The organism is Frigoribacterium sp. Leaf172, from assembly GCF_001424285.1.
Taxonomy (GTDB): Bacteria; Actinomycetota; Actinomycetes; order Actinomycetales; family Microbacteriaceae; genus Frigoribacterium.
In genome coordinates this window covers 1-19,756 of record NZ_LMPB01000002.1, presented here as the reverse complement: position 1 = coordinate 19,756, position 19,756 = coordinate 1, and the positions used below count along the sequence as shown (strand labels likewise).

Below are 19,756 nucleotides of genomic sequence, written 5' to 3'. Positions count from 1 at the left end.
AGCCCCACGGTCGTCGCGACCCTGGTACCCACCCCGAGAATCGCGGTCGGGTCGAGCCCCACGGTCATCGCGACCCTGGTACCCACCACGCGAGTCACTGTCAGGACGAGCCCCACGGTCGTCGCGACCCTGGTACCCACCCCGGTCGTCGCGAGCCGGGCGGGCCGCTCCGGCGCCGCGGTCGTCGCGGTTCTCGCGGCGACCGGCCTGCTGGCGTCGCACCTCGGAGCGACGCGACGTCGCGGCGCCGGTGTCGCCCTTGAAACCCGACGGGCCCCGGCGGCGCTTGGCGTCGCGGGCGTCGGTGGCGGGGTCGAACTCCTCGTCGTCCTCGTCGTAGAACTCCTTCTCGACCTCGGCGTCGTCGAGCGCCACCTCGACCACGTCGGCCTCGACGACCGGCGCGTCGGCGCTCTCGGTCACGGGGGCGGCGTCGACCCGGGGCGAGGCGGTGGCGTCGCGGGCGATCGTCAGGATCGCTCCGAGCTCTGCCTTGTTCAGGGTGCGCATGTGACCGACCTTGAGCGTGCCGAGGTGCAACGGACCGAACGAGCGGCGCACGAGGTCGATGACCGGGTGGCCCACGGCCTCGAGCATGCGGCGGACGACGCGGTTGCGGCCGGAGTGCAGCGTGATCTCGATCAGCGACGAGTCGTTCGAGCGCGAGAGACCCGCCCCTCCGCCGACGAGCGCCGCCTTGTCGGCGGCGATGTGGCCGTCGTCGAGCTCGACGCCCGACAGCAGCTGAGCGATGACGTTCGGCGTGATGACGCCGCGCACCTTCGCGATGTAGGTCTTGGTGACGCCGAACGACGGATGCGACAGCACGTGGGCGAGCTCGCCGTCGTTGGTCAGCAGCAGCAGACCCGAGGTCTCGACGTCGAGGCGGCCGACGTTGAACAGGCGCTCCTCGAACTCGTTCGCGAACTGCCGCAGGTCGGGTCGCTCGTTCTCGTCGCTCAGGGTGCTGACGACGCCGACGGGCTTGTTGAGCATCACGTAGCGGCGCGTGGTGTCGAGCTGGACGGCGCTGCCGTCGACGACGACCTTGTCCTTCTCGGGGTCGATGCGTCGACCGGCCTCGGTGACGACCTTGCCGTTCACCGTGACCCGGCCGGCGGCGATGAGGTCTTCGGACACCCGACGCGAGGCGACGCCGGCGGCGGCCATGACCTTCTGCAGACGCTCGCCCGAGGGCAGATCGTTCTCGTTCTCAGGCGACATCGTCGAACCCTTCTTGACCGTCGGAGAGCAGCGGGGAGATGAGCGGCAGCTCATCGAGAGAATTGATGCCGAGATGGGTCAACAGGAGTTCCGTCGTTTCGTAGGTGATGGCTCCGGTCTCGGAGTCGGTGGACGACTCGGTGATGAGACCGCGCCCGAGCAGCGTGCGGACGACCGAGTCGACGTTCACCGCGCGGATCTGCGCGATGCTGCTGCGGGTGATGGGTTGCTTGTAGGCGATGACCGCCAGCGTCTCGAGAGCCGCCTGCGACAGTCTGGACGGGTTCTGCGTCAGCACGAAATCGCGGACGACCGGGTCGAACTCGGGTCGGACGTAGAAACGCCAGCCCCCGCCGACCTCCCGCAGCTCGAAGCCGCGGCGGGTGCCGCCGTCCGAGCCGTCGAAGTCGGCCACGAGCCCCTCGACCGCCTGCCGCACCGCGGCCGTCGGCGCACCGACCGCCGCCGCCAGAGACACGAGCGACTGCGGCTCGTCGGCCACCATGAGGATCGCCTCGAGCGAGCGGGCGATGGGCACCGCGGGGCCCGCGGCCCGCTCGTCGACGGCGGCCCCCGACGACGTGTCGGTCGTCGAGGAGGCGCGGCGCCCCGAGGAGGCGCGGCGCCCCGAGGAGGCGCGGGTCGGCTCTCGCACGCCGGTCGCCTCAGTCGTCATAGTCGGCCCCCAGGCTCTCGAGCGCGTCGTCGTCCCAGTCGAGCGCCGTCCACCGGACGCTGAGCTCGCCGAGCGGCTCGATCTGCTCGAACGTGAGGCTCGCGTGGCGATAGAGCTCGAGCAGGGCGAGGAACCGCGCGACGACGACGCCTCGCTCGCTCACGCCCGCGACCAGCTCGCGGAACGTCAGGCCGCCCTGGCTGCGCAGCATCGCGACGATGACGGCCGCCTGCTCGCGGATGCTCACGAGCGGTGCGTGCAGGTGGTCGAGCCCGACCGTGGGGACCTCGCGGGGGGTGAGGGCGAGGGTCGCGAGCGCCGCGAAGTCGGCGGGGCTCAGCGTCCACACGAGCTCGGGGGTGGTGACCCGGTACTTCTGCTCGAGGCGGACCGCTCGGGCGTGCCGGGCGGCCTCTGAGGCGCCGTGCTCGCCGAACCACTCGGCCGCCTGCTTGAAGGCCCGGTACTGCAGCAGCCGGGCGAAGAGCAGATCGCGCGCCTCGAGCAGTGCGACGTCCTCGGCGTCGACGAGCTCGCCCTGCGGCAGCAGACCCGCGACCTTGAGGTCGAGCAGGGTCGCGGCCACGACGATGAACTCGCTGGCCTTGTCGAGGTTCTCGCCCGTGTCGACCGTCTTGAGGTACGAGATGAACTCGTCGGTGACCGCGCTGAGGGCCACCTCGGTGACGTCCATCTCGCGTTTGCCGATCAGCGACAGCAGCAGGTCGAACGGGCCGCTGAAGTTGTCGAGGGTGACGGCGAACCCGGTGCCGGCGGCACCGGGGGCGGAGGACGCGTCGATCACGACGCCGGCGTCAGGCCGCGGCGCCACGCGCGATCAGCTCTCGGGCCAACTGCCGGTAGGCCTGGGCCGCCGGGTGCTCGGGGGCGAACTGGGTGATGGGCGTGCCGGCGACGGACGCGTCGGGGAACTTGACGGTGCGGCCGATGACGGTCTCGAGCACCTCGTCGCCGAAGGCCTCGACGACGCGCTCGAGCACCTCCCGGCTGTGCAGCGTGCGCGAGTCGAACATGGTCGGGAGGATGCCGTCGAGCGTGATGGCCGGGTTGAGCCTGTCGCGGACCTTCTCGATGGTCTCGACCAGCAGCGCGACGCCGCGCAGGGCGAAGAACTCGCACTCGAGCGGGATGAGCACGCCGTGGGCGGCGGTCAGGGCGTTGACGGTGAGCAGGCCGAGCGACGGCTGGCAGTCGATGAGGATGACGTCGTACTCGTCGCTGACCTGGCGGATGATGCGGGCGAGGATCTGCTCGCGGGCCACCTCGTTGACGAGATGCACCTCGGCGGCGGACAGATCGATGTTGGCCGGCATGACGTCGAGGTTCTCGACCCGGGTGGGCACGATCACGGCGTGCGCGTCGCGCTCCGAACCGATCATGAGGTCGTAGATCGTCGCCTGATCGTGAGCCTGGACCCCGAGCCCCGCGGTGAGGGCGCCCTGCGGGTCGAAGTCGATGGCGAGCACGCGGCGGCCGTACTCGGCGAACGAGGCGCCGAGGTTGATGGTCGTCGTGGTCTTGCCGACGCCGCCCTTCTGGTTGCAGAGGGTGATGATGCGGGCGGGGCCGTGCCCGTCGAGCGGCGCGGGGACGGGGAACTCGGTGCGAGGGCGACCGGTGGGGCCGTTGACGGGCCCGGTCGACGCCGGGGTCGACGGAGCGCTCTCGAAGAGGGCGGGGGTGCTCGATGTCGGCTTGGTGCTCACACGACGATGGTAACCGCGACCCCCGACGGGGGCGGGCTGCCGCGCCCGGCTCCCGACCGAAGAAGGTTCATGCCGTGGCTGAGGGTTTTGCCTGGTCAGGAGTGGGATGCCGCGACCGCGCCCGGCCCTGCGGCGCCGGGCCGCGGTGTCTTCCATCGAGCCCGGGGGTGCGCCTGCGAGTACATGTCGCGGAGGGCGTCGGCCGTCACGAGCGTGTAGATCTGCGTCGTCGCGACCGACGAATGCCCGAGCAGCTCCTGCACCACCCGCACATCGGCTCCGCCCTCGAGGAGATGGGTGGCGAACGAGTGGCGGAACGTGTGCGGCGAGACGTCGACTCCGAGCTCGGCGCGCTCGGCCGCCGCCCGGATGACCAGCCAGGCGTTCTGACGCGACAGCCGGGCCCCCCGCGCCCCGAGGAACAGCGCGGGCGACGCCTCGCCCCGAGCCGAGAACACGGGCCGGGCTCGGACGAGATAGGCGTCGAGCGCTCGGCGAGCGAACCCGCCGAGGGGCACGATGCGCTGCTTGCCGCCCTTGCCGAACAGACGGACGACATCGCCCTCGACGACGTCGTCCACGTTCAGCGACACCGCCTCGCTCACCCGCGCCCCGGTCGCGTAGAGGACCTCGAGCAGGGCCTTGTCCCGCACGCGGACGGGGTCGTCGCCGTCCGTGGCCGCGAGAAGCGCCTCGACCTGCGCGACCGAGATCGCCTTCGGCAGCCGACTCGGCAGCTTGGGCGGTCGCGTCGTCGCCGCGACGTCGGCGTCGACGAGCCCCTCCTCGAGCAGGAACCGGTGCAGCCCCCGCACCGACGACAGCACCCGCGCGATGCTCGCCGCGCCGAGGGGCCGCTCGGGCCGGGTCGAGAGCGCGACCGGGAACGCGGCCACGTCGGCCACGGTGACGTCCCCCGGGGAGGCGCGGTGCGCTTCCTCGAGATGCGCCTGCCACAGCGCGAGGTCGCGTCGGTACGCCGCCACCGTGTTGACGGAGAGCCCCCGCTCGACCGTCACGTGCCGCAGGTACCGGTCGACGGCCTGCTCGACGGTCATCAGGGGGCCGGTCATTCCGTCACGACTCGTCGACCGGGGTGGTCAGCGCGAGGCGTGGGCCGCGAGCGCCGCGATCGCGAGGATCGAGTTGCGGAGCCGACCGGCGAGGACGCCCGACACGATGTCGTCGAGGGCGACCCAGCGCACCTCGATGTCGGCCTCCTCGGCCTCACGGGCGAATGCCGTCTCGGTGGCCGAGACACCGGTCGCCTGGAAGACGGTCACGGTCTCGTCGCTGCCGCCGGGGGTCGTCTTGAACACGACGAGCTCGCGCCAGTCGGTCGCGACGAGGTCCGCCTCCTCCGCGAGTTCGCGCTGCGCGGCGGCCAGCTCGGGCTCGCCGTCGACGTCGAGCAGACCGGCGGGGAGCTCCCATTCGCGCGAGCGGATGGGGTGACGGTACTGGCGGATGACGAGCACCCGGCCCTCGTCGTCGACCGCGAGGATGGCCACCGCACCCGTGTGGGCGACGTACTCGCGGACGATCGTCGACCCGTCGTAGTCGAAGGCGTCACGACGGACGTTCCAGACGGCGCCCTCGAAGACGACGTCGGACGAGATGACGCGCGGCTCGAACGGCTCGTCCGCCAGGAGACCGGACGAGTCGCGCCCACCGGCCCCACCCGCCGAAGGTCGCGAGTCGCTCATGCCGTCGCCGTCTCGGTGAGGGCGCCGGTCGCGTCGTCCGCGTCGTCGGCAAACAGACGGCTCGAGTTCTGGCGGTCGAGCGACGCTTCGACGAGCCCGCTGAAGAGGGGGTGCGCGTGGTTCGGACGCGACCGCAGCTCGGGGTGCGCCTGCGTCCCGATGTAGAACGGGTGCTCGGCCCGGTCGAGCTCGACGTACTCGACGAGCGTGCCGTCGGGCGACGTGCCCGAGAAGCGCAGACCCGCGTCGGCGATCTGCTGGCGGTACTGGTTGTTGACCTCGTAACGGTGACGGTGGCGCTCGTCGACGAGCTCCGAGCCGTAGAGCTCGGCGGCCAGCGAACCGGGCGTCAGCGCCGCCGGGTAGAGACCGAGTCGCATGGTCCCGCCGAGGTCTCCCCCGGCGATGATGTCGACCTGCTCCGCCATCGTGGCGATCACGGGGAACTCGGTGTCGGGGTCGAACTCCGACGAGGAGGCGCCGGCCAGGTCGGCCTCGTTGCGCGCGTACTCGATGACCATGCACTGCAGACCGAGGCAGAGGCCGAGCGCCGGGATCCCGTTCTCGCGAGCGAAGCGGAGCGCGCCGAGCTTGCCCTCGATGCCCCGGATGCCGAAGCCGCCGGGGACGCAGATGCCGTCGACCTCGGAGAGGGCCTTCGCGGCGCCCTCGGGGGTCTCGCAGTCGTCGGAGGGGATCCAGACGAGCTTGGCCTTCGCCTGATGCGCGAACGCCCCGGCGCGGAGGGCCTCGGTGACCGACAGGTACGCGTCGGGCAGGTCGATGTACTTGCCGACGAGACCGATGGTGACCTCGTGCTTGGGCTCGTGCACGGCGTCGAGCACCGACTGCCATCCCGACCAGTCGACCTCGCCGGCCTTCTCGTCGAGACCGAGGTGGCGGATGATGTAGGCGTCGAGGCCCTGGTCGTTCAGCATCGTGGGGATGTCGTAGATGCTCGGCACGTCGATCGCGTTGACGACGGCGTCCTCGTCGACGTCGCACATGAGGGCGATCTTCCGCTTGTTGCCCTCGCTGACGGGGCGGTCGCTGCGGAGCACCAGGGCGTCGGGCTGGATGCCGATCGAGCGGAGCGCGGCGACCGAGTGCTGCGTCGGCTTGGTCTTCTGCTCGCCCGAGGCGCCCATGTAGGGCACGAGCGAGACGTGCACGAAGAACACGTTCTTGCGGCCGAGCTCGTGACGCACCTGACGGGCGGACTCGATGAACGGCTGGCTCTCGATGTCGCCGACCGTGCCGCCGACCTCGGTGATGATGACGTCGGGCTTGAGGTCGCCCTCGGCCTGCTGACGCATGCGGCGCTTGATCTCGTCGGTGATGTGCGGGATCACCTGGACGGTGTCGCCGAGGTACTCGCCGCGGCGCTCCTTCGCGATGACGGTCGAGTAGATCTGGCCGGTGGTGACGTTCGCGGCCTGATCGAGGTTGATGTCCAGGAACCGCTCGTAGTGCCCGATGTCGAGGTCGGTCTCGGCTCCGTCGTCGGTGACGAACACCTCGCCGTGCTGGAACGGATTCATCGTGCCCGGGTCGACGTTGAGGTACGGGTCGAGCTTCTGCATGACGACGCGCAGACCGCGGGCGGTGAGCAGATTGCCCAGGCTCGCTGCGGTGAGGCCCTTGCCGAGCGACGACACGACGCCTCCGGTGACGAAGATGTGCTTCGTGACGGTGGGCTGCGAGGCCCCCGTCGTGCGGTCGATGCTGTCGGACGAGCCGGCGTCAGAAGGGCCGCTCCCGTCGATCGAGGAGGAATCAAGGCCCAAGTTCTGTACGTTCACCACGGGATTCCATCCTATGTCACGCGAGGGGCCGAGACCAGCCACCGGGTGTTACGAACGTGTGTCGGCGCGGTCGCGGGCGAGATCGAGCAGCTCGCGCGCGTGATCGAGTCCGCTCGAGCTGTCGGGCAGTCCCGACAGCAGACGCGCCATCTCGGCGACGCGGTCGTCGCCCTCGAGCTGCTGGACGCTGCTCGCGGTGACCTCGCCCGAGGCGTCCTTCACGACGCGGAGGTGGTTCGTCGCGAACGCCGCCACCTGGGCGAGGTGCGTCACGACGATCACCTGGGCGCGTTCCGCGAGCGCGGCCAGCCGTCGCCCGATCTCGATCGCGGCCGATCCCCCGACCCCGGCGTCCACCTCGTCGAAGACGAAGGTGGGCACATCGCTCGACCCCGCCATGACCACCTCGAGGGCGAGCATGACGCGCGACAGCTCGCCGCCCGACGCACCCTTGCCGAGGGGCCGCGGCTCGCTGCCCGGGTGAGGGCGCAGCAGCAGCGAGACGACGTCGGCCCCCGAGGACCCGAGGTCGTCGCGCGGCGACACCTCGACGACGATCTCGGCCCCGGTCATCGCGAGGGCTCCGAGCTCGGCGCTCACCCGCTCCGAGAGATCCGCCCCGGAGGCGCGGCGCAGCTCGGTCAGCCTCCCCGCCCTGGCCTCGGCCTCGGTCCGGAACTCGCGCACCTCGTCGTCGAGCCGGGCCAGGCGGTCGTCGTCGCCGTCGAGCTCGAGCAGACGACGGCTGCCGTCGTCGAGGAGGCGGATGGCGTCGTCGAGCGTCGGCCCGTGCCGCCGGACCAGGGCGGCCAGGTCGGCCCGGCGGGTCTGCACGGCCTCGAGGTCGCCGGCGGCATCGCCGTCGAGTCCGCCCAGATAGCTCGACAGCCGTGACGACGTCTCGGAGACCTGCACGCTCATCTCGGCCAGGAGGTCCGCGATCGGGGCGAGAGCGGGGTCGTGCGGGGCGACGCGATCGATCTGGCGCCGCGCCTCCTCGACGAGACCCAGCACGTCGCGGGTGCCGTCGACGGCCTCCGTCGAGAGGATCTCGTGCGCGAGTCCGGCGGCGAGACGCAGGTCTTCGGCATTGCTGAGGCGCTCGGCGGACGCGTCGAGCTCGTCGAGCTCTCCGGCGACCGGAGCGACGCCCTCGATCTCGGCGATGGCGGCCCGGAGGTCGTCTGCCTCGGCGCGACGGGCGTCGCGGTCTCGCGTGATCTCGTCGAGCTCGGCGCGGGCGGCGAGCCAGGCCTCGTAGGCGACCCGGTACGACGTCGCGGCCTCGGCGAGCGGCGCTCCCCCGTGCGCGTCGACGGCGGCGCGCTGCGCGGAGGCGGACTTCAGGCGGATCTGCTCGGATTGACCGTGCACGACCACGAGGTGGTCGGCGAGGTCGCCGAGGACGCCGATGGGAGCGGCGCGACCGCCCACGATGGCCCGGCTGCGACCCTCGGCCGACACGACGCGGCTGAGCAGCAGCTCGCCGTCGTCGACGTCGCCGCCGGCCTCGGTCACACGGTCGACGACCGGACCGTCGGCGGCGACGAGCCAGCGACCGTCGACGACGGCCTGCGCACTGCCCGAGCGGACGATGCCGCTCTCGGCCCGTTGCCCGAGCAGGAGTCCGAGCGCGGTGACGACCATGGTCTTGCCCGCACCCGTCTCGCCCGTGACGGCGGTGAAGCCCGGTCCGAGCGGCAGGGTCGCGCGGCCGATGACGCCGAGATCGCGGATGGAGATCTCTTCGATCACGACGTAGCCGCCTGATCGGGGCCGCGCCAGCCCGTGACGGGCAGGTGGAACTTCGCGACGAGCCGGTCGGTGAACGGGCCGTGCCGCAGACGCGCCAGGCGAACGGGCTGGGTCGAGCGGGTGCACTCGACCCGGGCTCCCGGCGGGAGGTCGTGCTCGCGGCGACCATCGCACCAGAGGATGCCCTTCGCCTCGGTGCGGTTGAGCACCTCGACGGCGAGCACGGAGTCGGGGCCGACCACGAGGGGCCGGGCGAAGAGGGCGTGCGCGCTGAGCGGAACGAGCAGCAGGGCCTGCACCTCGGGCCAGACCACGGGGCCGCCGGCGGAGAACGAGTAGGCGGTCGAGCCGGTGGGGGTCGACATGACCACCCCGTCGCAGCCGAACGACGAGAGGGGTCGACCGTCGACCTCGATGACGACCTCGAGCATGCGCTCTCGCGAGGCCTTCTCGACCGTCGCCTCGTTCATCGCCCAGGTCTGGTACACGACCTCGGAGCCGCGGGTCACGGTCACGTCGAGCGCGAAGCGCTCCTCCACGTCGTAGTCGTGGGCGAGCACGCGGCGGACGGTGTCGGTCATCTCGTCGCGCTCGCTCTCGGCGAGGAACCCGACATGGCCGAGGTTGACTCCGACGATCGGAGCCGACGTGCCCCGGGTCAGCTCGGCGGCGCGGAGGATCGTGCCATCGCCGCCCAGCACGATGACGCACTCGAGGTCGTCGCAGCCGACGTCGTCGCCGAGGATGCCGACTCGCGCGAGCCCGGGCTCGGCGGCCTTGATGTCGTCGTACTCGTCGTGGGGCAGGACGGGCACGACGTCGGCCGCCGCGAGCAGCCCGCAGACCACGAGGGCGGCGTCGATCGAGTCGCGTCGCCCCGTGTGCGACACGACGAGGATGTGTCTCGTCGAAGTGATGTCTCTCACGCTCCCGTCAAGCTGTCGGCCGTGCTGAGCCATTCTGTCGGATTCGTCCCGGCGGAGGCCGAGAACCGGACGCAGTACTCCTGGTTGCCCGCGCCTCCCACGACCGGTGAGGGGATGAGCCCCGCGGTTCCGAGCCCGAGGTCGTGCGCGGCCCACATCACGCTCGTGACCGCCTCGTTCCGGAGCCCCGGGTCGTGCACGACGCCCTCGCGGATGCCCTGACGACCGACCTCGAACTGCGGCTTGATCAGCAGCACGAAGTCGCTGTCCACACCCACGCTCTCGACGAGGGCCGGCAGCACCATCGTCAGCGAGATGAACGAGACGTCGGCCACGACCAGGTCGATCGAGGCGGACTCCGCCGACATGGCCCTCAGCTGCGGTCGCGTCAGGTACCGCGCGTTGACGCCCTCGACGGTCGTCACCCGCGGATCGGACCGCACCCCGGGCGACAGCTGTCCGTGCCCGACGTCGAGTGCCACGACGTGCCGAGCGCCGCGTTCCAGCAGCACCTGCGTGAACCCGCCGGTCGAGGCGCCCACGTCGAGCGCGACGCGTCCTCCCGGGTCGACGCCGAACCCGTCGAGCGCGGCGATGAGCTTGTGCGCGGCGCGGCTGACGTAGTGGTCGAGACCCGCCACGTCGATGCGGTCCGTCTCGGACACCCGCGCCGACGCCTTGACGACACCCGAGCCGTTGATCGAGACGAGACCGTCGGCGACCAGTCGGGCGGCGTGCGTCCGCGAACGAGCCAGGCCCCGCCGTGCGAGGGCCGAGTCCAGGCGCTCCCCGTCGGCCCCCGGAGCCGTCGGCGCGTCGATCACGACGGCGCCGCGGTGTCGTCGCCGGCGCCCTCGAGCACGCGACGCAGGTCGTCGTGCAGCTCGCCGAACGCCGCGGCGCGCGAGACCAGCGGCTGCTGCTCGATGTCCCGGAGGCGCGCCTCCAGACCCTCGATGGCCTCCGTACCGTCCGTGGGCGCGTAAGTCATCTCGGGGTGGTCGTCCATGGTGGCGTCCACCCTAGTCAGCCGCGTGCAGGGCAGGGTCGACGTCGAGGCCGTAGATCGCCCGATTCGTCCCCCAGACCGCGGCGGTGCCCGCCCGGACGAGATCGGTCGGATCCGTGCCCGCGGAGAGCACGCGGACGACGTTGCCGCGCACGGCGACGCTCGCATCGCGGACGCTGACGACGCGCACGTCGTCCTCGTCGTGCTCGACGATCTCGGGATAGGGCTGCTGCAGCTCGCGGAGGTCCCCGACGATGAAGTCGGGGCGCGAGGCGGCCTCGGCCGACAGGAGCTGCTTGGAGCCGTCGATGCCGGTGAGGACAAGCACCGACACGAGACCCGCGCGGTTCGCGCCGATGATGTCGGTGTCGAGGCGGTCGCCGATGAACAGCGCCTTCGTCGCACCGAACCGCTCGACGGCGGCCGTGAAGATGGGCGTCTCGGGCTTGCCCGCGACCTCGGGCAGACGCCCGACCGCGGTGTGCACCGCCGACACGAGAGTGCCGTTCCCGGGCGCGATGCCGCGCTCCTGCGGGATGGTCCAGTCGGTGTTGGTCGCGATCCAGGGGATGCCGGTGTGCAGGGCGAACGACGCCTCGGCCAGCTGAGGCCAGCCCACCTCCGGGCTGAACCCCTGCATCACCGCGGCCGGCTCGTCGTCGGCGGATCGGGTCACGACGTAGCCGTTCTCCTCGAGAACGGACGTCAGCCCCTCTCCCCCGACCACCAGCACGGTCGACCCCGCAGGGACGGTCTCACCGAGGAGGCGCACGGCCGCCTGCGGGGACGTCACGACATCGTCGGCGGTCACGTTCAGACCGTAGGCAGCGAGCTGCTGGGCGACGGCCGCAGCCGTGCGCGACGCGTTGTTCGTGATGTAGCCGACGCGTCGAGTCTCGGCGATGGCCGTCAGCGACTCGACCGCGTGATCGATGGCCTGACTGCCCCGGTAGACGACGCCGTCGAGATCGGCCAGGACGGTGTCGACACCCTCGAGCGGTGTGGGCGCATCAGCCACGATCGTGCGCCTCCTCGGAGTCGTCCCCTTGGTGCGACTCGACGCCGACCTCGCCGTCCGCCTCGTCGTCACCGTCAGCCAGCTCGCCGCCGTCCGTGACCTCGGCCTCGCCGGCCTCGTCTTCGTCAACCGCGACCTCGTCAGCCACGTCGACTTCGTCAGCCTCGTCGGCTACTTCAGCCACGTCGGCTACTTCAGCCACGTCGCCTTCATCGACCCCGTCGGCTTCATAGACCTCGTCGACCTCGTCGATGGAATCGAGCGGCAGCTCGGTCTCGTCGAACTCGAGCTCCTCCTCGACGATCTCGACGGTCTCGCCGTCGTCACCCTGCAGGTGCCGTTCGATCGCCGAGGAGGCGCGCTCCGAGAGGGCGCGCCACTCGTCAGCTTCGACCTCGCGGCCGAGGTCGTCGAGCACCGTCGCGTAGGCGTCGAACAGGTCGGGGCTGTACGAGAACGCCTTCGTCCGATCGAGCTGCGGGATCTCGAGCTCGCGAAGCGCGGCCTCGGCCTGCCCCAGGTCGAGTCGGGCGCCGGACATCGCGATCGCCAGCTGGACCCGCACAGGGACGTCGAGAGTGCCCGGGTCGACCGAGCGACCCAGCTCGAGTGCCCGTTCCGGGCGCTCCAGGCCGCGCTCGCTGTCGACCATCAGAGGGAGGTGGTCCTCGCGCCCCGAGATGCGTCGGTACGTCCGCAGCTCGCGCAACGCCATGGCGTAGTCACCCACGGTGTAGGCCGTGATCGCGATGGTCTCGCGCACGACGCCGATGCGCCCGGCACGACGACCCGCTGAGAGGGCGTGCTTGTGCGCCTCCTCCGGGTCCTCCTCGATGAGGCGCCCCGCCATGACCAGGTGCCGAGCGACCCAGTCGGCGTTGTCCTTGCTGAGCGTCTTCAGCTCCCCCCGGGCGACCTTGTCGAGATCGCGAGGCTCGACGTCGTCGGGCACGTGCGCGACGTCCTGAGGGGGACGCACGGACTTGAGGCCGAAGGGATCACGGTCCTCAGGCGTCTCGCGAGGGCGGAACGGTTCGCGACCCGTGCGCGGACCCCCGCTCCGCGGCCCATTCGACGAACGGCGGTCGTCTCCTCCCGGACGCCCCGAGGAGGCGCGGTCCGGTCGAGGGGACCGCTCCCCGTAAGACGGACGGTCGGAACGCTGGGTGCGATCACCGTAGGACGGGCGATCCCCACGCTGCGGGCGGTCGCCCGACGAAGGACGGTCCGAACGCTGCCGACGATCACCGTAAGCCGGGCGATCCCCACGCTGCGGACGATCACCGTACGACGGGCGATCGCCCCGCTGGGGACGGTCGCCCGACGACGGGCGATCCGAACGCTGCTGACGATCACCGTACGATGGGCGATCCCCACGCTGGGGACGATCACCGGAAGGACGGTCGGAGCGTTGGGTACGATCACCGGAGAACGGACGATCGGAACGAGGTGCCCTGTCGTCTCGTGGAGGACGACCGTCACGAGACTGGTCTCGGCGAGGCCCGCGCCGATCGTCGGCGGGGCGACGGTCGGCAGCGGAACCGGAGTCGTCGGAGCGTCGGGGACGGTCTCTACGGTCGTCGTCGTCTCGGTCACTCACGGAGGTGCTCCTCAAAATCTCTGCCAGCTGTTGTGTTGTAGGGGTCGAGTCTACCTGCCGTCCCGTGGCTTGGGAGCGGCGATCCGAGACGTCCTTAAACGCAGAAGGGCCCCTTCCGAAGAAGGGGCCCATCTGGTGTTACTAAAAGGAGTCCGGCGGTGTCCTACTCTCCCACAAGGTCCCCCTTGCAGCCTTAAACGCAGAAGGGCCCCTTCCGAAGAAGGGGCCCATCTGGTGTTACTAAAAGGAGTCCGGCGGTGTCCTACTCTCCCACAAGGTCCCCCTTGCAGTACCATCGGCGCTGAGAGTCTTAGCTTCCGGGTTCGGAATGTGACCGGGCGTTTCCCTCTCGCTATGGCCGCCGAAACATTTACCACACACCAACAACAGTTGATGGTGAAGTCTGTTTCAGACCATGCACCCACCACCACCCCGAAAGGTGACAGCAGACGACTGTCTGTTCATTTGTTCCCGACCGTATTTCGGGAACCACATAGTGGACGCGAGCAATCTTTCCCCCACCTCTACAGGGAGGGAGTGTTGTCAAGTTATCGGCTTATTAGTACCGGTCAGCTCCATGGGTCGTTAGTCCCCACTTCCACATCCGGCCTATCAACCCAGTAGTCTAGCTGGGAGCCTCTCACCCCGAAGGGTATGGAAATCTCATCTCGAAGCCGGCTTCCCGCTTAGATGCTTTCAGCGGTTATCCGTTCCGAACGTAGCTAATCAGCGGTGCTCTTGGCAGAACAACTGACACACCAGAGGTTCGTCCATCCCGGTCCTCTCGTACTAGGGATAGATCTTCTCAAATTTCCTACGCGCGCAGCGGATAGGGACCGAACTGTCTCACGACGTTCTAAACCCAGCTCGCGTACCGCTTTAATGGGCGAACAGCCCAACCCTTGGGACCTACTCCAGCCCCAGGATGCGACGAGCCGACATCGAGGTGCCAAACCATGCCGTCGATATGGACTCTTGGGCAAGATCAGCCTGTTATCCCCGAGGTACCTTTTATCCGTTGAGCGACAGCGCTTCCACAAGCCACTGCCGGATCACTAGTCCCGACTTTCGTCCCTGCTCGACTTGTCAGTCTCACAGTCAAGCTCCCTTGTGCACTTACACTCGACACCTGATTGCCAACCAGGTTGAGGGAACCTTTGGGCGCCTCCGTTACTTTTTGGGAGGCAACCGCCCCAGTTAAACTACCCACCAGGCACTGTCCCAGAACCGGATCACGGTTCGTAGTTAGATATCCAAAGTGACCAGAGTGGTATTTCAACAATGACTCCACCTGAACTAGCGTCCAAGCTTCACAGTCTCCCACCTATCCTACACAAGCCACTCCGAACACCAATACCAAGCTGTAGTAAAGGTCACGGGGTCTTTCCGTCCTGCTGCGCGTAACGAGCATCTTTACTCGTAGTGCAATTTCGCCGAGTTCGCGGTTGAGACAGCTGGGAAGTCGTTACGCCATTCGTGCAGGTCGGAACTTACCCGACAAGGAATTTCGCTACCTTAGGATGGTTATAGTTACCACCGCCGTTTACTGGGGCTTAAATTCTGAGCTTCGCTTGCGCTAACCCTTCCTCTTAACCTTCCAGCACCGGGCAGGCGTCAGTCCGTATACATCGTCTTGCGACTTAGCACGGACCTGTGTTTTTAGTAAACAGTCGCTTCCCACTGGTCTCTGCGGCCTTTCCCGCTCCGGGAGTAAATCCCATCACGGTTCCGGCCCCCCTTCTCCCGAAGTTACGGGGGCATTTTGCCGAGTTCCTTAACCACGATTCTCTCGATCTCCTTGGTATTCTCTACCTGACCACCTGAGTCGGTTTGGGGTACGGGCGGCTTGAACCTCACGTCGATGCTTTTCTCGGCAGCATAGGATCACTGATTTCCCCCATACGGGGTACGCATCGGATCTCAGGCGCATTGACGACGGATTTGCCTATCGTCAGCCCTACATCCTTACACCAGGTTCACCTTACGGATACCATCGCCTGGCTCAGCTACCTTCCTGCGTCACACCTGTTAATACGTTAACCGCACCAGCATGGGGTCGAGCGTTAGACCGGCCGGCATCACCCCGAAGGGATCCACTCAGCCGGGTTAGGACTCTTAGCACCACTGGATTAGCTTGGGCGGTTCTTCGCCGGTACGGGAATATCAACCCGTTGTCCATCGACTACGCCTGTCGGCCTCGCCTTAGGTCCCGACTTACCCAGGGCGGATTAACCTGGCCCTGGAACCCTTGGTCTTTCGGAGGACGGGTTTCTCACCCGTCTTTCGCTACTCATGCCTGCATTCTCACTCGTGTGGCCTCCACGGCTGGTTTACACCGCCGCTTCACTGGCCACACGACGCTCTCCTACCACTCCGTACGACTGAACCACGAAGGCTTGTCTATAATACGAAATCTACAACTTCGGTGGTGTGCTTGAGCCCCGTTACATTGTCGGCGCGGAATCACTTGACCAGTGAGCTATTACGCACTCTTTCAAGGGTGGCTGCTTCTAAGCCAACCTCCTGGTTGTCTATGCAACTCCACATCCTTTCCCACTTAGCACACGCTTAGGGACCTTAGTTGGTAGTCTGGGTTGTTTCCCTCTCGACGATGAAGCTTATCCCCCACCGTCTCACTGCTGCGCTCTCACTTACCGGCATTCGGAGTTTGGCTGACGTCAGTAAGCTTTTGGGCCCCATCGGCCATCCAGTAGCTCTACCTCCGGCAAGAAACACGCAACGCTGCACCTAAATGCATTTCGGAGAGAACCAGCTATCACGAAGTTTGATTGGCCTTTCACCCCTATCCACAGCTCATCCCCTCCATTTTCAACTGAAGTGGGTTCGGTCCTCCACGACGTCTTACCGTCGCTTCAACCTGGCCATGGATAGATCACTTCGCTTCGGGTCTAGGACATGCGACTGGATCGCCCTATTAAGACTCGCTTTCGCTACGGCTACCCCACACGGGTTAACCTCGCCACATATCGCTAACTCGCAGGCTCATTCTTCAAAAGGCACGCTGTCACCCCTACAAGGAGGCTCCAACGGTTTGTAAGCAAACGGTTTCAGGTACTATTTCACTCCCCTCCCGGGGTACTTTTCACCTTTCCCTCACGGTACTTGTCCGCTATCGGTCATCTGGGAGTATTTAGGCTTATCAGGTGGTCCTGACAGATTCACACGGGATTTCTCGGGCCCCGTGCTACTTGGGATCCCCATTCAGCCAGCGCCAGCATTTCGGCTACGGGGTTCGCACCCTCTATGACCAGCCATTCAAAGCTGTTCGCCTATACTGCGCTGTAACTGCTCCTGTCCGGCAGAACAGGACAACGGGTCCCACAACCCCGACCATGCAACGACCGCCGTCTATCACACATGACCGGTTTAGCCTCTTCCGATTTCGCTCGCCACTACTGACGGAATCACTTTTGTTTTCTCTTCCTGTGGGTACTGAGATGTTTCACTTCCCCACGTTCCCTCTACCCGCCCTATATATTCAGGCGGGAGTCACCAGGTCAAAATGCCTGGCGGGGTTTCCCCATTCGGAAATCCTCGGATCAGGGCTCGATTATCAGCTCCCCGAGGCTTATCGCAGATTTCTACGTCCTTCTTCGGCTCCAGATGCCAAGGCATCCACCGTTTGCTCTTAGAAACTTGACCACAAAGTTGCCACCGACCGAAGCCGGCAGCTCAGTGTTATCTCATTCGCCAACCACACCCCCGAAGGAGCGGGTTGGTCTAAGAAATTGCACTTAGTATCACAAACAACCACCCAACCCGAAGGCCAGATACCGTTTGCGACTAAGATGCTCGCGTCCACTGTGTAGTTCTCAAAATACGGGCGGGTCCCATACTCACCCTGCTAATAATGCAGGACTCATATGGCCCAGAGGAGTTCAACCCCCCACACCGAAGCGCAGGGAAGTTTGGTCCCTCAGGACCCAACAGCGTGCACACTCCCCACCTCGAACACCCTCACGTTCCAAACACCCGAAGATGTCGTACTGATGCTGATGCCCTCAACGAAGAGCCATTGTCAATGTTCCACCCATGAGCGCCAGACGAAGACATTCGCTTCGAAACTGACTTGACCAGATAATCCCTGTGTAAACAGCAGGGCTGGTACATGCTCCTTAGAAAGGAGGTGATCCAGCCGCACCTTCCGGTACGGCTACCTTGTTACGACTTAGTCCTAATCACCAATCCCACCTTCGACAGCTCCATCCCACAAGGGGTTAGGCCACTGGCTTCGGGTGTTACCGACTTTCATGACTTGACGGGCGGTGTGTACAAGGCCCGGGAACGTATTCACCGCAGCGTTGCTGATCTGCGATTACTAGCGACTCCGACTTCATGAGGTCGAGTTGCAGACCTCAATCCGAACTGAGACCGGCTTTTTGGGATTCGCTCCACCTTACGGTATCGCAGCCCTTTGTACCGGCCATTGTAGCATGCGTGAAGCCCAAGACATAAGGGGCATGATGATTTGACGTCATCCCCACCTTCCTCCGAGTTGACCCCGGCAGTCTCCTATGAGTTCCCACCATTACGTGCTGGCAACATAGAACGAGGGTTGCGCTCGTTGCGGGACTTAACCCAACATCTCACGACACGAGCTGACGACAACCATGCACCACCTGTATACCGACCTTGCGGGGCGACCATCTCTGGACGTTTCCGGTATATGTCAAGCCTTGGTAAGGTTCTTCGCGTTGCATCGAATTAATCCGCATGCTCCGCCGCTTGTGCGGGCCCCCGTCAATTCCTTTGAGTTTTAGCCTTGCGGCCGTACTCCCCAGGCGGGGAACTTAATGCGTTAGCTGCGACACGGAGACCGTGGAATGGCCCCCACATCTAGTTCCCAACGTTTACGGCATGGACTACCAGGGTATCTAATCCTGTTCGCTCCCCATGCTTTCGCTCCTCAGCGTCAGTTACGGCCCAGAGATCTGCCTTCGCCATCGGTGTTCCTCCTGATATCTGCGCATTCCACCGCTACACCAGGAATTCCAATCTCCCCTACCGCACTCTAGTCTGCCCGTACCCACTGCAGGCTGGGGGTTGAGCCCCCAGATTTCACAGCAGACGCGACAAACCGCCTACGAGCTCTTTACGCCCAATAATTCCGGACAACGCTTGCACCCTACGTATTACCGCGGCTGCTGGCACGTAGTTAGCCGGTGCTTTTTCTGCAGGTACCGTCACTTTCGCTTCTTCCCTACTAAAAGAGGTTTACAACCCGAAGGCCGTCATCCCTCACGCGGCGTTGCTGCATCAGGCTTTCGCCCATTGTGCAATATTCCCCACTGCTGCCTCCCGTAGGAGTCTGGGCCGTGTCTCAGTCCCAGTGTGGCCGGTCACCCTCTCAGGCCGGCTACCCGTCGTCGCCTTGGTGAGCCATTACCTCACCAACTAGCTGATAGGCCGCGAGTCCATCCTTGACCGAAATTCTTTCCAACTCCTAGCCATGCGGCTGAAGCTCGTATCCGGTATTAGACGCCGTTTCCAGCGCTTATCCCAGAGTCAAGGGCAGGTTACTCACGTGTTACTCACCCGTTCGCCACTAATCCCTGGAGCAAGCTCCAGTTCATCGTTCGACTTGCATGTGTTAAGCACGCCGCCAGCGTTCGTCCTGAGCCAGGATCAAACTCTCCGTAAAAGAAAAAACAGTCCAACCGGAATAGGCCGGAACTGCTGAATTTGATGCTGACCAAAGAACAAAACAATCTGACGATTGTTGTTGTCCATCAATCTCAAAGAAACCTAAACACCACTCACAACCCCACCGAACGGTGAAGCCACAAGCAATGCCAGGGTATAATTTGGCATTTGACAATGTGCACGCTGTTGAGTTCTCAAGGACCAAACGCACCCGAAACCCGACCTTATAAAGGCCCTCGTCCGAGGCAGCTGTGAAACCTTAGCACCAGAAATCACTCTGTAAAACCGGTGACAATCACTCCGAAGAGCAGCTCCCGAAGAAGCATCCGTTCCGATTGGAACGAGTCACGAACCTACATCATGTTTCCCAGTGTTGCAACTTGCTTGGTCCGAGGCCGTAATCGGCAACTCGAGGACTTGGAAGTCGGTCCCGCTTGAGGCCGGAGGAGCTTCGCTCCGCCGCACCTTTGGGGTGACAAGAAAGAACACTACACGGACATCCGCCCACACGTCCAAACCTCCACGCATCCCGGGCGTGTCGCACCCAAAAAGCCCGAAAACAAGCCGATCGGCCCCCACACAGCCACACACGGCCGCGGAGGGGCACGTGGACACGACGACGCGCACCTTCGAAGGGGGCTGTTCG

The 19,756-nt window shown here is 66.1% G+C and carries 12 protein-coding genes, 3 rRNA genes and 1 pseudogene; all 16 read right to left on the bottom strand.

The genetic code is table 11. The features are described 5' to 3' along the window. Positions 1-441 precede the first annotated feature (441 nt). Positions 442-1,224 (bottom strand): annotated as a pseudogene (locus ASF89_RS16085) (pseudouridine synthase); the annotation flags it as partial. Then, positions 1,214-1,900, bottom strand: a complete 687-nt coding sequence (scpB, locus tag ASF89_RS06455) for an SMC-Scp complex subunit ScpB (protein ID WP_082489845.1) — start codon at positions 1,898-1,900, stop codon at positions 1,214-1,216. The gene scpB and the pseudogene ASF89_RS16085, both read right to left, overlap by 11 nt. Continuing rightward, entirely contained in the window at positions 1,890-2,732 is an 843-nt protein-coding gene (locus ASF89_RS06450; RefSeq protein ID WP_055813221.1) for a ScpA family protein, read from the bottom strand. The genes scpB and ASF89_RS06450 overlap by 11 nt, the downstream gene beginning before the upstream one ends. After that, positions 2,716-3,627: a ParA family protein gene (locus tag ASF89_RS06445; RefSeq protein ID WP_055798087.1), complete on the bottom strand. Its 912-nt coding sequence runs from the start codon at positions 3,625-3,627 to the stop codon at positions 2,716-2,718. Before ASF89_RS06445 ends, ASF89_RS06450 begins: the two co-directional genes overlap by 17 nt. Positions 3,628-3,722: 95 nt before the next feature. Continuing rightward, on the bottom strand, positions 3,723-4,685 hold the full coding sequence (gene xerD / locus ASF89_RS06440; protein WP_055814693.1) for a site-specific tyrosine recombinase XerD: 963 nt from the start codon (positions 4,683-4,685) through the stop codon (positions 3,723-3,725). Positions 4,686-4,727: 42 nt separating this feature from the next. Then, complete coding sequence (locus tag ASF89_RS06435; RefSeq protein ID WP_055798094.1) at positions 4,728-5,333, bottom strand: NUDIX hydrolase; 606 nt, start codon at positions 5,331-5,333, stop codon at positions 4,728-4,730. Continuing rightward, positions 5,330-7,057, bottom strand: coding sequence for a CTP synthase (locus ASF89_RS06430; RefSeq protein ID WP_156357372.1), 1,728 nt, complete (start codon positions 7,055-7,057; stop codon positions 5,330-5,332). The genes ASF89_RS06435 and ASF89_RS06430 overlap by 4 nt, the downstream gene beginning before the upstream one ends. A 129-nt stretch (positions 7,058-7,186) precedes the next feature. Continuing rightward, entirely contained in the window at positions 7,187-8,893 is a 1,707-nt protein-coding gene (gene recN, locus ASF89_RS06425) for a DNA repair protein RecN (RefSeq protein ID WP_055813220.1), read from the bottom strand. Further along, on the bottom strand, positions 8,890-9,810 hold the full coding sequence (locus tag ASF89_RS06420; protein WP_235476507.1) for an NAD kinase: 921 nt from the start codon (positions 9,808-9,810) through the stop codon (positions 8,890-8,892). The genes recN and ASF89_RS06420 overlap by 4 nt, the downstream gene beginning before the upstream one ends. 5 nt (positions 9,811-9,815) lie before the next feature. Next, positions 9,816-10,643 carry a TlyA family RNA methyltransferase gene (locus ASF89_RS06415; protein ID WP_235484014.1) on the bottom strand — a complete coding sequence of 276 codons (828 nt, stop codon included), beginning with the start codon at positions 10,641-10,643 and terminating at the stop codon, positions 9,816-9,818. After that, a complete protein-coding gene (locus ASF89_RS06410; RefSeq protein ID WP_156463337.1) occupies positions 10,640-10,828 on the bottom strand; it encodes a hypothetical protein in 189 nt (62 codons plus the stop codon). Before ASF89_RS06410 ends, ASF89_RS06415 begins: the two co-directional genes overlap by 4 nt. A gap of 13 nt (positions 10,829-10,841) precedes the next feature. Then, positions 10,842-11,846: an HAD-IIA family hydrolase gene (locus ASF89_RS06405; protein WP_235484013.1), complete on the bottom strand. Its 1,005-nt coding sequence runs from the start codon at positions 11,844-11,846 to the stop codon at positions 10,842-10,844. Beyond that, the gene (locus ASF89_RS06400) at positions 11,839-12,798 is read right to left on the bottom strand and encodes a hypothetical protein (protein WP_200937131.1); all 960 of its coding nucleotides are present in this window, start codon (positions 12,796-12,798) and stop codon (positions 11,839-11,841) included. Before ASF89_RS06400 ends, ASF89_RS06405 begins: the two co-directional genes overlap by 8 nt. Positions 12,799-13,695: 897 nt before the next feature. Beyond that, positions 13,696-13,812: ribosomal RNA gene (gene rrf / locus ASF89_RS06390) — 5S ribosomal RNA — on the bottom strand. Between the two features lie 173 nt (positions 13,813-13,985). Then, positions 13,986-17,109: ribosomal RNA gene (locus ASF89_RS06385) — 23S ribosomal RNA — on the bottom strand. Between the two features lie 477 nt (positions 17,110-17,586). Further along, positions 17,587-19,108: ribosomal RNA gene (locus tag ASF89_RS06380) — 16S ribosomal RNA — on the bottom strand. Together the 16S, 23S and 5S rRNA genes form the textbook arrangement of a ribosomal RNA operon. Positions 19,109-19,756 lie beyond the last annotated feature (648 nt).